Origin of the sequence: Mycolicibacter engbaekii (genome assembly GCF_002101585.1) — a bacterium.
GTDB lineage: Bacteria > Actinomycetota > Actinomycetes > Mycobacteriales > Mycobacteriaceae > Mycobacterium > Mycobacterium engbaekii.
Genome location: NZ_LQOT01000035.1, coordinates 107,911 through 122,768 on the forward strand (window position 1 = coordinate 107,911; position 14,858 = coordinate 122,768).

The 14,858-nt window shown below is 68.7% G+C and carries 14 protein-coding genes; all 14 read left to right on the plus strand.

The genetic code is table 11. The features are described 5' to 3' along the window. Positions 1-52: 52 nt before the first annotated feature. The 14 genes from ftsH to clpC1 all read left to right on the plus strand — a co-directional run bounded on the left by ftsH (position 53) and on the right by clpC1 (position 14,823). Complete coding sequence (gene ftsH / locus AWC02_RS10760) at positions 53-2,437, plus strand: ATP-dependent zinc metalloprotease FtsH (protein WP_085128755.1); 2,385 nt, start codon at positions 53-55, stop codon at positions 2,435-2,437. A gap of 16 nt (positions 2,438-2,453) precedes the next feature. Beyond that, positions 2,454-3,032: a GTP cyclohydrolase I FolE gene (gene folE / locus AWC02_RS10765; RefSeq protein ID WP_085128756.1), complete on the plus strand. Its 579-nt coding sequence runs from the start codon at positions 2,454-2,456 to the stop codon at positions 3,030-3,032. Further along, positions 3,029-3,865, plus strand: a complete 837-nt coding sequence (gene folP, locus AWC02_RS10770) for a dihydropteroate synthase (protein ID WP_085128757.1) — start codon at positions 3,029-3,031, stop codon at positions 3,863-3,865. The genes folE and folP overlap by 4 nt, the downstream gene beginning before the upstream one ends. After that, positions 3,858-4,247 carry a dihydroneopterin aldolase gene (gene folB / locus AWC02_RS10775; protein ID WP_085128758.1) on the plus strand — a complete coding sequence of 130 codons (390 nt, stop codon included), beginning with the start codon at positions 3,858-3,860 and terminating at the stop codon, positions 4,245-4,247. The genes folP and folB overlap by 8 nt, the downstream gene beginning before the upstream one ends. Then, positions 4,244-4,780, plus strand: coding sequence for a 2-amino-4-hydroxy-6-hydroxymethyldihydropteridine diphosphokinase (folK, locus tag AWC02_RS10780; protein ID WP_085128759.1), 537 nt, complete (start codon positions 4,244-4,246; stop codon positions 4,778-4,780). The genes folB and folK overlap by 4 nt, the downstream gene beginning before the upstream one ends. Continuing rightward, complete coding sequence (locus AWC02_RS10785) at positions 4,780-5,265, plus strand: DUF3180 domain-containing protein (protein ID WP_085128760.1); 486 nt, start codon at positions 4,780-4,782, stop codon at positions 5,263-5,265. The genes folK and AWC02_RS10785 overlap by 1 nt, the downstream gene beginning before the upstream one ends. Positions 5,266-5,370: 105 nt before the next feature. Further along, positions 5,371-6,714 (plus strand): DUF6779 domain-containing protein, encoded by a 1,344-nt coding sequence (locus AWC02_RS10790; protein WP_085128761.1) that lies wholly within the window; start codon positions 5,371-5,373, stop codon positions 6,712-6,714. A 126-nt stretch (positions 6,715-6,840) separates the two neighbouring features. Then, positions 6,841-7,743 (plus strand): Rossmann-like and DUF2520 domain-containing protein, encoded by a 903-nt coding sequence (locus AWC02_RS10795; protein ID WP_085128762.1) that lies wholly within the window; start codon positions 6,841-6,843, stop codon positions 7,741-7,743. Next, entirely contained in the window at positions 7,740-8,693 is a 954-nt protein-coding gene (panC, locus tag AWC02_RS10800; RefSeq protein WP_085128763.1) for a pantoate--beta-alanine ligase, read from the plus strand. Before AWC02_RS10795 ends, panC begins: the two co-directional genes overlap by 4 nt. After that, positions 8,693-9,109 (plus strand): aspartate 1-decarboxylase, encoded by a 417-nt coding sequence (panD, locus tag AWC02_RS10805; RefSeq protein WP_046314872.1) that lies wholly within the window; start codon positions 8,693-8,695, stop codon positions 9,107-9,109. The genes panC and panD overlap by 1 nt, the downstream gene beginning before the upstream one ends. Before the next feature lie 2 nt (positions 9,110-9,111). Continuing rightward, positions 9,112-9,924 carry a type III pantothenate kinase gene (locus AWC02_RS10810; protein WP_085128764.1) on the plus strand — a complete coding sequence of 271 codons (813 nt, stop codon included), beginning with the start codon at positions 9,112-9,114 and terminating at the stop codon, positions 9,922-9,924. Between the two features lie 51 nt (positions 9,925-9,975). Further along, positions 9,976-11,499 (plus strand): lysine--tRNA ligase, encoded by a 1,524-nt coding sequence (lysS, locus tag AWC02_RS10815; protein ID WP_237160425.1) that lies wholly within the window; start codon positions 9,976-9,978, stop codon positions 11,497-11,499. 115 nt (positions 11,500-11,614) lie between these two features. Beyond that, positions 11,615-11,950 carry a histone-like nucleoid-structuring protein Lsr2 gene (lsr2, locus tag AWC02_RS10820; RefSeq protein ID WP_085128765.1) on the plus strand — a complete coding sequence of 112 codons (336 nt, stop codon included), beginning with the start codon at positions 11,615-11,617 and terminating at the stop codon, positions 11,948-11,950. A gap of 353 nt (positions 11,951-12,303) precedes the next feature. Further along, positions 12,304-14,823 carry an ATP-dependent protease ATP-binding subunit ClpC gene (clpC1, locus tag AWC02_RS10825; RefSeq protein WP_085128766.1) on the plus strand — a complete coding sequence of 840 codons (2,520 nt, stop codon included), beginning with the start codon at positions 12,304-12,306 and terminating at the stop codon, positions 14,821-14,823. Positions 14,824-14,858: the final 35 nt, after the last annotated feature.

Consider the following 14,858-nt stretch of genomic DNA (forward strand, 5'->3'; position numbering starts at 1 on the left):
ATGCCCCGCTGCATGTAATTGGAAGGATTTGGCCGCGTCCGGCCGATGTCTGATGAATCGCAAAAATGTGATCCGAACCGTCACCGCGATCGCAGTGATCCTGCTGCTCGGTTGGTCGTTCTTCTATTTCAGTGACGACACGCGCGGCTACAAGCCGGTCGACACCTCCGTCGCGGTGGCCCAGATTCACAGTGGCAACGTCAAGAGCGCTCAGCTCGACGACCGCGAGCAGCAGCTGCGCCTGGTGCTCAAGAACCCGCTCACCAGCGTCGAGGTGACCGGTCAGTCCGGCAAGGCCGACAAGTCCGGCCGGGCCGAGAAGGTCGACAAACTGATCACCAAGTACCCGACCGGGTATGCGGTTCCGCTCTACACCGCGTTGACCGCCAAGAAGGCCGAGATCAACACCACGGTGAATCAGGGCAGCCTGCTGGGCTCGCTGCTGATCTACATGTTGCCGATGCTGTTGCTGATCGGGTTGTTCGTGATGTTCTCGCGCATGCAGGGCGGGGCGCGGATGGGCTTCGGCATGGGCAAGTCCCGGGCCAAACAGCTGGGCAAGGACATGCCCAAGACCACCTTCGCCGACGTCGCCGGTGCTGACGAGGCCGTCGAGGAGCTCTACGAGATCAAGGACTTCCTGCAGAACCCGGCCCGCTACCAGGCGCTGGGCGCCAAAATCCCCAAAGGCGTGCTGCTCTACGGCCCGCCGGGCACCGGCAAGACGCTCCTGGCCCGCGCGGTTGCCGGTGAGGCGGGCGTGCCCTTCTTCACCATCTCCGGCTCGGACTTCGTGGAGATGTTCGTCGGTGTCGGCGCCTCCCGGGTGCGGGACCTGTTCGAACAGGCCAAACAGAACAGCCCGTGCATCGTCTTCGTCGACGAGATCGACGCCGTGGGCCGCCAGCGTGGCGCCGGCATGGGCGGTGGCCACGACGAGCGTGAGCAGACCCTCAACCAGCTGCTGGTGGAGATGGACGGCTTCGGCGATCGAGGCGGGGTGATCCTGATCGCGGCCACCAACCGGCCCGACATCCTCGACCCCGCGCTGCTGCGGCCCGGCCGGTTCGACCGCCAGATCCCGGTGACCAACCCCGATATCGCCGGGCGGCGTGCGGTGCTGCGGGTGCATGCCAAGGGCAAGCCCATCGGGCCCGACGCCGACCTGGACGGACTGGCCAAGCGCACGGTAGGCATGTCCGGCGCGGACCTGGCCAACGTGATCAACGAGGCGGCGCTGCTGACCGCGCGCGAGAACGGCACCGTGATCACCGGCGCCGCTTTGGAAGAGGCGGTGGACCGGGTGATCGGCGGCCCCCGCCGCAAGAGCCGAATCATCAGCGAGCACGAGAAGAAGATCACCGCCTACCACGAGGGCGGCCACACCCTGGCGGCCTGGGCGATGCCCGACATCGACCCCGTCTACAAGGTCACCATCCTGGCCCGCGGCCGTACCGGCGGGCACGCGGTGGCGGTTCCCGAGGAAGACAAGGGGCTGCGCACCCGCTCGGAGATGATCGCCCAGCTGGTCTTCGCCATGGGTGGGCGCGCCGCGGAGGAACTGGTGTTCCGCGAGCCGACCACCGGCGCCGTCTCCGATATCGAGAAAGCCACCGCGGTCGCGCGCGCCATGGTGACTGAGTACGGCATGAGCGCCAAACTCGGCGCCGTGCGCTACGGCAGCAACCACGGCGACCCGTTCGTCGGTCGGGCGATGGGCACGCAGCCCGACTACTCCCATGAGGTGGCCCGAGGCATCGACGACGAGGTCCGCAAGCTGATCGAGGCCGCCCACACCGAGGCCTGGGAGATCCTCACCGAGTACCGCGATGTCCTCGACGTGCTGGCCGGTGAGTTGTTGGAGAAGGAGACGCTGCACCGCGCCGACCTGGAGAAGATCTTCGGCGACGTCGTCAAGCGGCCCCGGCTGACGGCGTTCGACGACTTCGGCGGCCGCGTTCCGTCCGACAAGCCGCCGATCAAGACCCCCGGTGAACTGGCCATCGAGCGCGGCGAACCGTGGCCGCAGCCCAAGCCCGAGCCGGCGTTCAAAGCGGCCATCGCCCAGGCGACGCGGGAGGCGGCGGCCAGGGCGGCCGAGGCCGGCCCCAACGGGAGCAACGGTGTGCCCGCCGGCGGCGACGCGGTGCCCCCGGCCACCCAGCCCGACTACGGCGCCCCGGCGGGCTGGCAGGCGCCCGGCTGGCCGCCCGCACAGCAGCAGTCGCAGCCCCCGCAGCAGGGCGGCTACTGGTATCCGCCCCAGCATTGGCCGCACCAGGGTTACCCACCCGCTCAGCAGTACCCGCCGTATCAGCAGCACCAGCCGTACCCCGGTGCAGGCCAGCCGCCGCCACCGCCGGTACCGTCCGGTGAGGCCGACGGCGGCGGTCGCAGTGCCGAGAAGAATCGGTCCGAGCAGCCGTCGGGTGACTGAGAAAGCGGGGTCGACGATGTCGTCGGCAATTTTCGATCAGGCGCGCGCGGAGGCTGCCGTACGCGAGCTGCTGTTCGCCGTCGGCGAAGATCCCGACCGGGCGGGTCTGCTCGACACCCCCGCGCGGGTGGCGCGGGCCTATCGGGAGATGTTCGGCGGGCTCTACACCGATCCGGATGAGGTGCTGGAGACCACCTTCGACGAGCAGCACGAGGAGCTGGTGATCGTCAAGGAGATCCCGCTCTACTCGACCTGCGAGCACCATCTGGTGGCTTTTCACGGTGTCGCGCACGTCGGCTACATCCCGGGCGACGACGGACGGATCACCGGCCTGTCCAAGCTGGCTCGGCTGGTCGATCTCTACGCCAAGCGGCCCCAGGTGCAGGAGCGGCTGACCGCGCAGGTCGCCGATGCGATGATGCGCAAACTCGACCCACGCGGAGTCATCGTGGTGGTCGAAGCCGAACACCTGTGTATGGCGATGCGGGGAGTGCGCAAACCCGGTGCGATCACCACCACCTCTGCGGTTCGGGGGCAGTTCAAATCCGACAGCACGTCGCGCGCCGAGGCCCTGGAACTCATCCTGCGCAAGTGAGCCAGCCACGCGTCCAGATCGTCGGGGTGGTCAACGTCACCGCCGATTCGTTCTCCGACGGCGGGCGCTACCTCAACCTCGATCGTGCTGTCGAGCACGGCCTGGAACTGGCGGGCCAGGGCGCGGCGATCATCGACGTGGGGGGTGAGTCGACGCGCCCCGGAGCGGTGCGCGTCGATCCGCGGGCAGAGGCGCAGCGCGTGGTTCCGGTCGTGAAACAACTCGCCGCCCACGGTATTACCGTCAGCATCGACACGATGAACGCCGCCGTCGCCGAGGCGGCGCTCGACGCCGGCGCCACGATCGTCAACGACGTGTCCGGGGGAGCGGCGGACCCCGACATGGCACCGCTGGTGGCCGCCTCGGGAGCCCGATGGGTGCTCATGCACTGGCGCCCGGTCGACCCGGAGAACCCGCACCGCGTGCCCTGTTACCGCGACGTCGCCGCCGAGGTGCGCGAGGATCTACTCGCCGCCGTCGCCGCGGCAGTGGCCGCCGGCGTGGACCCGGCACGGCTGATCATCGACCCCGGACTGGGCTTCGCCAAAACCGCGCAACACAATTGGGCGCTGCTGCACCGGTTGCCGCAACTGGTCGAACTCGGATTGCCGGTGCTCATCGGGGCGTCCCGCAAGCGGTTTCTCGGTACGCTGCTGTCCGGCGAGGACGGCACGCCGCGGCCGCCCGACGAACGCGAAACGGCCACGGCGGTGGTCTCGGCCCTGTCCGCTCTACACGGCGCCTGGGGCGTTCGGGTGCACGATGTGCGGGCCTCGGCCGATGCGCTGCGAGTCGTCGAAGCCTGGAGGCAAGGAGGCGGGGCCGGTGACTGATCGGATCGAGTTGCGCGGCTTGACGGTGCGGGGCAACCACGGGGTGTTCGCCCACGAGCGGGCCGACGGTCAGGATTTCGTCGTCGACATCACCGTCTGGATGGATCTCACCGTCGCCGCGGCCAGCGACGACCTGTCCGACACTTACGATTACGGTCTGCTGGCGCAGCGCGCGGCGGACATTGTCGCGGGGCCGCCGCGCGATCTGATCGAGACCGTGGCCGCCGAGATCGCCGAGGAGGTGATGGGCGACCTGCGGGTGCAAGCCGTCGAGGTGACGCTGCACAAACCGCAGGCGCCTATTCCCCTTGCCTTCGCCGACGTGGCGGTGGTGGCACGGCGCTCGCGGGGCGACCGGCGCGGCAGGGTGGTCCCGGCGTGAGCCGCGCGGTTTTGTCCATCGGCTCCAACCTGGGGGACCGACTGGCGTGGCTGCAGTCGGCGGTCGACGGCCTGGGCAGCGCGGTGCGCGCGGTGTCGGGGGTATATGAGACCGCGGCGTGGGGCGGCGTGCCACAGGGTCCCTTCCTCAACGCGGTGCTCGTCGTCGACGACCCGGCCGCCGACGAGCGGCACTGGCTGCGCCGGGCGCACGAACTGGAGCAGGCGGCCGAACGGGTGCGGATGCAGCGGTGGGGGCCGCGAACCCTGGATGTCGACGTGATCAGCTGCCGGCGTGCCGACGGCACGCCGGTGCGCTCCGACGACGAGGCCCTGACCCTGCCGCATCCCAGGGCCCACCTGCGCGCCTTCGTCCTGGTTCCCTGGTTGTCGGTGGAACCCGACGCGCGCTTGACCGTGGGAGACCGGTCCCGGGCGGTGCAGGACCTTCTCGATGACCTCGATCCCGCCGAGCGGGACGGGGTGGCGTTGACGGATCTGGTGCTGCACCGCCCGCGCGTCGGGGGCAACTGATGGGGCCGACCCGTACCCGCGACGTGACCGCGGCGGCGGTTGCCGTCGCGATCCTGAGTTACCTGGCGGTCCCGCTGCTGTACCGGTGGTTTCCCCCGATCACGGTGTGGACCGGCATATCGCTGCTGGCGGTCGCTATCGCCGAGGCCGGCTGGGGCCGCTACGTCGGACGCAAGATCGCCGACGGTCAGATCGGTGCCGGGGCGGGCCGGCTGCATCCGCTGGCGGTGGCGCGCACGGTGGTGGTGGCCAAAGCGTCGGCGTGGATGGGGTCGCTGGTGCTGGGCTTCTGGCTGGGCGTGCTCGGCTACCTGCTGCCGCGCCGTTCCAGCCTGCAGGTCGCCGCTGAGGACACCTCGGGTGCGGTGGTGGCGGCGGCCAGCGCCCTGGCGCTGCTCATCGCGGCGTTGTGGCTGCAGAATTGCTGCAAATCGCCGCACGATCCGGGCCCGCCCACCGAGCTGCCCGGAAAACAACCCGGGTGAGAATCGCCGGTGCGGGGCGACACGCTGATTGACCTCGCCCAGGTACAGTCGGGCAATGCGCGCCAGCGACGAAACGGGACGAAGCGACGAGGTGGAGCCGCGCAGATGAATTCGGTCCTGTTCCGCGCCCCGGGTCGGCGTGGAGGCCGCAGGCCGGGCTGGACGTTGATGACGGCGTTGCTGATCCTGGCGATCGCCGCCAGTTCGGCGCTGGTGTTCACCAACCGGGTGGAGCTGCTCAAGCTCGCGGTCATCATCGCGCTATGGGCTGCGGTCGCGGCGGCGTTCGTCTCGGTGATCTATCGGCGGCAGAGCGATGTCGACCAGGCCCGCGCCCGTGATCTGAAACTGGTCTATGACCTGCAACTGGATCGGGAGATCTCGGCGCGGCGCGAGTACGAGCTCACGGTGGAGTCCCAGCTGCGTCGCGAGCTGGCCTCCGAGCTGCGCGCGCAGGCCGCTGACGAGGTCGCGGCGCTGCGCGCCGAGTTGGCCGCGCTGCGCACCAACCTGGAGATTCTGTTCGACGCAGACCTGAGTCAGCGGCCGGCTCTCGAACCGGAGCGCACTCCGGTTCGTGCCTACAGCGACTGGGCGCGCTCGGGCGGGGAGTCCACTCCCGGTGGACCCACCCGCGCCACGTCGTCGGCCGCCACCGGCTATCCGCCGGATTCGGTCACCGAGACCGCGGAGAATCCGATCATCGACGTACCGGAGGTGCGGATTCCGGCCGCCGGCAGCCCCCTGCCCCAGGAGTCGGCCCAGGAATCACCCCAGGTGTCCCCGCAGGCGCCCTCGTACGCCGATGGCCGGCGTGGCTCGCATCGCCGCAGGGCGGACGAGTCGCCCCGCCGGGCCTCCGAGGACACCGCGCCGCCACCGGCTGCCGGGGGCTGGGCGCAGCCGCCGCAGCCCTTCGTCGCTGCCGAAACGCGCCGCGAGCCCGAACCGCCGCCACCACCACCACCGCCACCGCCACCGCCCTGGGTTTCGTCCTCGGCCCCCAGCTGGAAACCTGTTGGTGCCGAAGGGGAGTGGCGTCCGCCCGGCGCGCCGGGCAGCAACTGGTCGGCAGATGCGGCGGCAGAATCGCTCCGGCGCCCGGCGCCGGAACGCAGCGAGGAGAGGCCGAGCAGGCACGGTCGCCACGCCGGCCCAGCCGACTCCGACAGCGGCGCGCAGCCGGCACGCCCGGAGGGGCAGGGGCGCCGGCGGGCGCGCTCGCGTCACGCTGCCGAATCGGACGGCGACCACTTCCGGCTCCCGCCGGTCGAGTCCCCGGTAGGGGAGGCCGCCGGATCGCCGGAGACCGAACCCGAGGCTGCCACCCCGGGACGGCACGGCCACGCGGATGAACCCGGTACCGGCGGTCAGTCGGTGGCCGACCTGCTGGCCCGCCTGCAGCAGGGGCCCGTCGAGGGCCGTCGGCGCCGCCGCCGCGAAGACTGACCGCCACGCACTGCGACCAACGTCACTCCCGAGGCAGTCGCGGATCGGGATAGAATTCCGGCGACCGTCCGGTACCCGCAGAGCGGGACTGGAACGAATATCGAGAGAACCTGTGAGGTCGTCTGCATGGCGCAGTTCGACGGACTGCGGCCCGCCCGGCTCAAGGTCGGCGTCATCTCGGCCGGCCGCGTCGGCACCGCACTCGGCGTAGCGCTCGAGCGCGCCGAGCACGTCGTGGTCGCGTGCAGCGCCATCTCCGAGGAGTCCCGGCAGCGGGCCCGGCACCGTCTTCCGGACAGCCTGGTGCTGCCGGCTCCCGACGTGGCGGCCGACGCGGAACTGCTCCTGCTCGCCGTACCCGACACCGAACTGGCCGGCATCGTTTCCGGCCTGGCGGCCACCGGCGCGGTGCGGGCAGGAACGATCGTCGTGCACACCTCCGGCGCCAGCGGGATCGGGGTGCTTGCGCCGTTGACCGAACAGGGCTGCCTGCCGCTGGCCATCCACCCAGCGATGACGTTCACCGGCTCCGACGAGGACATCGACCGGTTGTCGGAAAGCTGCTTCGGCATCACCGCCGCCGACGAGGTCGGCTTCGCCGTCGCCGAGGCGCTGACCTGTGAGATCGGTGCTGAACCGTTTCGGGTCGACGAAACCGCGCGCACCCTCTACCACGCCGCGTTGTGTCACGGCGGAAACCACGTGGTCACGGTGATCGACGACGCGCTGACGGCGTTGCGGGCGGCGCTGCCCGCGCGGCTGGGCTCGGGCATGGCCGAGGACCCGGACGGCATCGCCGAGCGGGTGCTCGGACCGCTGGTGCGTGCAGCGCTGGCCAACACCCTGCGCGACGGCCGGTCAGCGCTGACCGGGCCGGTGGCCCGCGGCGACGCCAAGACCGTGGCCGGGCATCTGCGGGCGCTCACCGGCGTCGATCCGTACCTGGCCGAGGCCTATCGGACCAACGCGTTACGCACCGCGCACCGGGCCGGTGCACCCGACGACGTACTGGAGGTCCTGGCGCGATGAGCTCCCACCCGCACCGGGGCCCGGGGCCCACCTTCACCGCCGGTGGACTCAACGTCTACGACCGGCCCGACGACGTCGCCCGCGTCAGCCGTGCCCTGCGCGCCACCGGTCGCCGGGTCATGTTGGTGCCGACCATGGGCGCCTTGCATCAGGGCCACCTGTCGTTGGTCGCAGCGGCACAGCGGGTGCCCGGCTCGGTGGTGGCGGTGTCGATCTTCGTCAATCCGCTGCAGTTCGGGGCCGGTGAAGACCTGGAGGCCTATCCACGCACCTTGGACCAGGATCTGGCCGCGCTGCGTGACGCGGGCGTCGAACTGGTTTTCACCCCCACCGCCGCGGCGATGTACCCGAACGGCCCGCGCACCGCGGTGAACCCGGGCGCGCTGGGAGCCGAACTCGAAGGCGCCGCACGCCCGACCCACTTCGCCGGCATGCTCACCGTGGTCGCCAAACTGCTTTCGATCGTCAATCCGGACCGGGTGTTCTTGGGGGAGAAGGATTATCAGCAGCTGGTGCTGGTGCGCCAGATGGTCACCGATCTGAACCTGGACGTGACGGTGGTGGGTGTGCCCACCGTGCGCGAAGCCGACGGCCTGGCAATGTCGTCGCGCAACCGCTACCTCGACCCCGCCCAGCGTGAGGCCGCGACCGCCCTGTCGGCCGCCTTGGCCGCCGGTGAGCGCGCGGCAGCTGACGGCGCCCAGGCGGCGCTGGACGCCGCGGCCGCGGTGCTGTCCGCGGTGGAGGGCGTCGACGTCGACTACCTGCAGGTCCGCGGCACCGACCTCGGCCCGGCGCCCGCGAACGGGCCCGGGCGGCTGCTGATCGCCGCCCGCGTCGGCACCACCCGGCTGCTCGACAACGCGGCCATCACCCTCGGATGTCCCATCGACGCAGAGGTGGCGTCGGTCGGTTCGGATGTATTTCCCGTATCAACCCGGAGGAATTGATGTTTCGGACGATGCTCAAGTCGAAGATTCACCGTGCCACGGTCACCCACGCCGATCTGCACTACGTGGGTTCGGTGACCATCGACGCCGACCTGATGGACGCTGCCGACCTGCTTGAAGGTGAACAGGTGACGATCGTCGACATCGATAACGGCGCCCGACTGGTGACCTATGCCATCACCGGCGAGCGGGGCAGCGGCGTGATCGGGATCAACGGTGCGGCCGCGCATCTGGTGCATCCCGGGGACCTGGTGATTCTGATCGCCTACGGCACCATGGAAGACGCTGAGGCGCGCCAGTACCGCCCGCGGATCGTGTTCGTCGACGCCGAGAACAAGCAGGTGGATCTCGGCGACGACCCGGCTTTCGTACCCGACGACGTCTCTGATCTGCTCTCGCCCCGAAGCGTGCGCTAGCCGTGCTGCTGGCGATCGACGTCCGCAACACCCACACCGTCATCGGCCTGATCACCGGCTCCGGTGAGCACGCAAATGTGGTGCAGCAGTGGCGGATCCGCACCGAGGCGGAGATCACGGCCGACGAGCTGGCGCTGACCCTCGACGGTCTCATCGGCGACGACGGCGAACAGCTCACCGGTGTCGCCGCGCTGTCCACAGTCCCCTCGGTGCTGCACGAGGTGCGACTGATGCTCGACCAGTACTGGCCCGCGGTCCCGGCGGTGCTGATCGAGCCCGGTGTGCGCACCGGGATCCCGCTGCTGGTGGACAACCCCAAGGAAGTCGGTGCCGACCGTATCGTCAACGCACTGGCCGCCTACCACAAGTTCAAGACGGCGGCCATCGTCGTCGACTTCGGCTCGTCGATCTGCGTCGATGTGGTTTCCGCCAAGGGCGAATTTCTCGGCGGCGCCATCGCGCCGGGCCTGCAGATCTCCTCGGATGCCGCAGCGGCACGATCTGCGGGGCTGCGGCGGGTCGAACTCACCCGTCCGCGTTCGGTGATCGGCAAGAACACCGTCGAATGCATGCAGGCCGGCGCGATCTACGGGTTCGCCGGGCTGGTCGACGGGCTGGTCCGCCGCGTACGCGAGGAGGCCGCGAGCGCCGGCGACGACGTGACCGTGGTGGCCACCGGCCACACCGCGCCGCTGTTGCTCGCCGATCTGGAGACCGTCGACCACCACGACCCCAACCTCACCCTGGACGGGCTACGGCTGGTGTTCGAACGCAACCGCAACAACCAGCGCGGCAGGCTGCGCCCGGCGCGCTGACGGCCGTCGGCTTTTCGTTCTGGCTGCCCTGTTCCTCTAAGCTGGCCGGTCGTGAGCTCCGCCGACATCTCCCGCCATACGCAGGACGAATCCGACCTCCCCGAGCAGTTCCGGATCCGCCGCGACAAGCGGGCTCGACTGCTGGCCGAAGGCCGCGACCCCTATCCGGTGGCGGTGCAGCGCACCCATACCCTCGCCGAGATCCGGGCCCAGTACCCCGACCTGGCCGCTGACACCGCCACCGGCGACGTCGTCGGCATTGCGGGGCGGGTGGTGTTCGCCCGCAACTCGGGCAAGTTGTGCTTCGCGACCCTGCAGGAGGGCGACGGAACCCAACTGCAGGTGATGATCAGCCTGGCCAGTGTCGGGGAGCAGGAGCTGGAGGCGTGGAAGGCCGACGTCGACCTCGGCGACATCGTCTACGTGCACGGCGAGGTGATCAGCTCCCGCCGCGGCGAGTTGTCGGTGTTGGCGGACTCCTGGCAGATGGCCTCGAAGTCGTTGCGGCCCCTTCCGGTAGCGCACAAGGAGATGAGCGAGGAGTCGCGGGTGCGGCAGCGCTACGTCGACCTGATCGTCCGGCCGGAGGCGCGGACCGTGGCGCGCCAGCGGATCGCGGTCATTCGGTCGGTGCGCAACGCGCTCGAGCGGCGCGGATTCCTGGAAGTAGAGACGCCGATGCTGCAGACATTGGCCGGCGGGGCGGCCGCCCGACCTTTCGTCACCCATTCCAACGCCCTGGACGCCGACCTTTACCTGAGAATCGCACCAGAACTGTTCCTCAAACGGTGCGTTGTGGGCGGTTTCGACAGAGTCTTCGAGCTCAATCGAGTGTTCCGGAATGAAGGCGCTGATTCCACTCATTCGCCCGAGTTTTCGATGTTGGAGACTTACCAGGCCTACGGCACGTATGACGACTCCGCCTTGGCTACGCGGGAGATAATTCAAGAAGTCGCCGACGAGGTGATCGGAACCCGTCAACTGCCGCTTCCCGACGGCAGTGTCTACGACATCGACGGCGAATGGGCGACCGTTGAAATGTATCCCTCGCTGTCGGCCGCGCTCGGCGAGGAGATCACCCCGGACACCCCAGTCGCACACCTGTGGGCGATCGCCGATCGTCTCGGCGTCGAAATCCCGACCGACCGTGGCTATGGGCACGGCAAACTGGTCGAGGAACTCTGGGAACATGCCGTGGGTCATGACTTGAGCGCCCCGACGTTCGTCCGGGACTTCCCGGTGGAGACCACACCGCTGACGCGCCAGCACCGCAGTATCCCCGGCGTCACCGAGAAGTGGGACCTGTATATGCGCGGTGTCGAACTGGCCACCGGCTACTCCGAACTCATCGACCCGGTGGTGCAACGTGAGCGGTTCGCGGCGCAGGCCGCGGCGGCGGCGGCGGGCGACGACGAGGCGATGGCACTGGATGAGGACTTCCTGGCGGCGATGGAACACGCTATGCCACCCTGTACCGGAACCGGAATGGGTATCGACCGTCTGTTGATGGTCTTGACGGGACTATCAATTCGGGACACGGTTTTGTTTCCGATTGTTCGCCGACAAGGCAACTGAACTGCGCCGACACCTGTTGTGTTGAAGCGGGCGAATTTTTATGGCACATTAGGCGGCGAGGTCGAATACGGCTTTGCGCACCGTTTGCGCGAGGAAAGCTAACCAAGGGGTACCAATGGCGAAAAAAGTGACCGTCACCTTGATCGATGATTTCGATGGTGAGGGTGCCGCCGACGAAACGGTCGAATTCGGCCTGGACGGGGTGACCTATGAGATCGACCTTTCGAGCAAAAATGCCACGAAACTGCGCGCAGAACTGAAGAAGTGGGCCGACGCGGGCCGCCGGGTCGGTGGCCGTCGCCGCGGACGTTCGGGCGGGGGGCGCCGGGGCGCCATCGACCGCGAGCAGAGCGCGGCCATCCGGGAATGGGCCCGGCGCAACGGTCACAACGTGTCCACCCGCGGGCGTATCCCGGCCGACATCATCGACGCATTTCACGCCGCGACCTGACCGGCGGTTCAGCGAGGCTCGACGAAGGAGAGGCGAAGCTGGGGCCGCCGCGACCTGACCGGCGGTTCAGCGAGGCTCGACGAAGGAGAGGCGAAGCTGGGGCCGCCGCACGGACCCCATAGGTTTCGCTGCTGGCGAACCTGACCGCCGCCGGAAACGTTTTTCGCGGGTTTGGACGTTGTCCCCCTGTATCCGCAGTTGGGTCTTTCGGGACCCGGCATCGGGTGATCGATCTGCCCGCGCACTGCAAGGCAGGTCACAGCACAGTGCGCCGCCCACTAGAGTGGACGGCAGGCGCGCCGGCCGAGCCGAGGCCGATCGTGCCGATCGCGAGGGAGAGCAGGTAGCCACCGATGTTCGAGAGATTCACCGACCGTGCCCGCAGGGTCGTCGTCCTGGCCCAAGAAGAGGCCCGGATGCTCAACCACAACTACATCGGGACCGAGCACATCCTGCTGGGTCTCATCCACGAGGGCGAGGGCGTGGCCGCCAAGTCGCTGGAGTCGCTGGGCATCTCCTTGGAAGGGGTGCGCAGCCAGGTCGAAGAGATCATCGGCCAGGGCCAGCAGGCGCCGTCGGGGCACATCCCGTTCACGCCCCGCGCCAAGAAGGTGCTCGAGCTGAGCCTGCGTGAGGCGCTGCAACTCGGCCACAACTACATCGGGACCGAGCACATTCTGCTCGGCCTGATCCGTGAGGGCGAGGGTGTGGCAGCCCAGGTGCTGGTCAAGCTCGGCGCCGACCTGACCCGGGTCCGTCAGCAGGTGATCCAGCTGCTCAGCGGCTACCAGGGCAAGGAGACCGCGGAGGCCGGCACCGGCGGACGCGGCGGCGAGTCCGGCTCACCGTCGACCTCCCTGGTGCTCGACCAGTTCGGCCGCAACCTGACCGCCGCCGCCATGGAGGGCAAGCTCGACCCCGTGATCGGCCGCGAGAAGGAAATCGAGCGGGTCATGCAGGTGCTGTCTCGCCGCACCAAGAACAACCCGGTGCTCATCGGGGAGCCCGGTGTCGGCAAGACCGCCGTGGTGGAGGGCCTGGCGCAGGCCATTGTCGCCGGCGAAGTCCCCGAGACGCTCAAGGACAAGCAGCTCTACACCCTGGACCTGGGTTCACTGGTGGCCGGCAGCCGTTACCGCGGCGACTTCGAAGAGCGCCTGAAGAAGGTTCTCAAGGAGATCAACACCCGCGGCGACATCATCTTGTTCATCGACGAGCTGCACACCCTGGTGGGTGCCGGCGCGGCCGAGGGCGCCATCGACGCGGCCTCGATCCTCAAGCCGAAGCTGGCCCGCGGTGAACTGCAGACCATCGGCGCCACGACCCTCGACGAGTACCGCAAGTACATCGAGAAGGACGCGGCACTGGAGCGCCGGTTCCAGCCGGTGCAGGTCGGCGAGCCGACCGTTGAGCACACCATCGAGATTCTCAAGGGCCTGCGGGACCGTTACGAGGCTCACCACCGCGTCTCGATCAGCGACTCGGCGATCGTGGCGGCGGCCACCCTGGCCGACCGTTACATCAACGACCGGTTCCTGCCGGACAAGGCGATCGACCTGATCGATGAGGCCGGTGCCCGGATGCGGATTCGCCGGATGACCGCGCCGCCGGACCTGCGCGAGTTCGACGAGAAGATCGCCGACGCGCGCCGCGAGAAGGAGTCTGCGATCGACGCGCAGGACTTCGAGAAGGCCGCCAGTCTGCGGGACCGGGAGAAGCAACTCGTCGCCCAGCGGGCAGAGCGCGAAAAGCAGTGGCGCTCGGGTGATCTGGACGTCGTGGCTGAGGTCGACGACGAGCAGATCGCGGAGGTTCTGGGCAACTGGACCGGCATCCCGGTGTTCAAGCTGACCGAGGCGGAGACCACCCGCCTGCTGCGGATGGAAGATGAGCTGCACAAGCGGATCATCGGCCAGGAAGACGCGGTCAAGGCCGTCTCGAAGGCGATTCGGCGTACCCGCGCCGGCCTGAAGGACCCCAAGCGGCCCTCGGGCTCGTTCATCTTCGCCGGGCCGTCCGGCGTCGGCAAGACCGAGCTGTCCAAGGCGCTGGCGGAGTTCCTGTTCGGCGACGACGACGCGCTCATCCAGATCGACATGGGCGAGTTCCACGATCGCTTCACCGCGTCGCGGCTGTTCGGTGCCCCTCCGGGCTACGTCGGCTACGAAGAGGGTGGCCAGCTCACCGAGAAGGTGCGGCGCAAGCCGTTCTCGGTGGTGCTGTTCGACGAGATCGAGAAGGCCCACTCCGAGATCTACAACAGCCTGTTGCAGGTCCTCGAGGACGGTCGTCTCACCGACGGTCAGGGCCGCACGGTGGACTTCAAGAACTGTGTCCTGATCTTCACCTCCAACCTGGGCACCTCGGACATCTCCAAGGCGGTTGGTCTGGGCTTCACCCAGGGCGGCGGCGAGAACAACTACGAGCGGATGAAGCTCAAGGTCAACGACGAGCTCAAGAAGCACTTCCGCCCGGAGTTCCTCAACCGCATCGATGACATCATCGTCTTCCACCAGCTCACCAGGGAAGAGATCATCCAGATGGTCGATCTGATGATCGGCCGGGTGGCCAAGCAGCTCAAGGCCAAGGATATGGACATCGCGCTGACCGACCGGGCCAAGTCCCTGCTGGCCAAGCGTGGCTTCGACCCGGTGCTGGGTGCGCGTCCGCTGCGGCGCACCATCCAGCGCGAGATCGAGGACCAGCTCTCGGAGAAGATCCTGTTCGAAGAGCTCGGTCCCGGCCAGCTGGTGACCGTCGACGTGGAGAACTGGGACGGCGAGGGGGCGCACGAGAACGCCGTGTTCACCTTCGCTGGTAGCCCGAAGCCGACAGCCGAGGCGACCGACCTGGCCAAGGCGGCTGCGGAGTAGTTTCGATCGTTGAATTCTGGCGACGTGACCCGGCG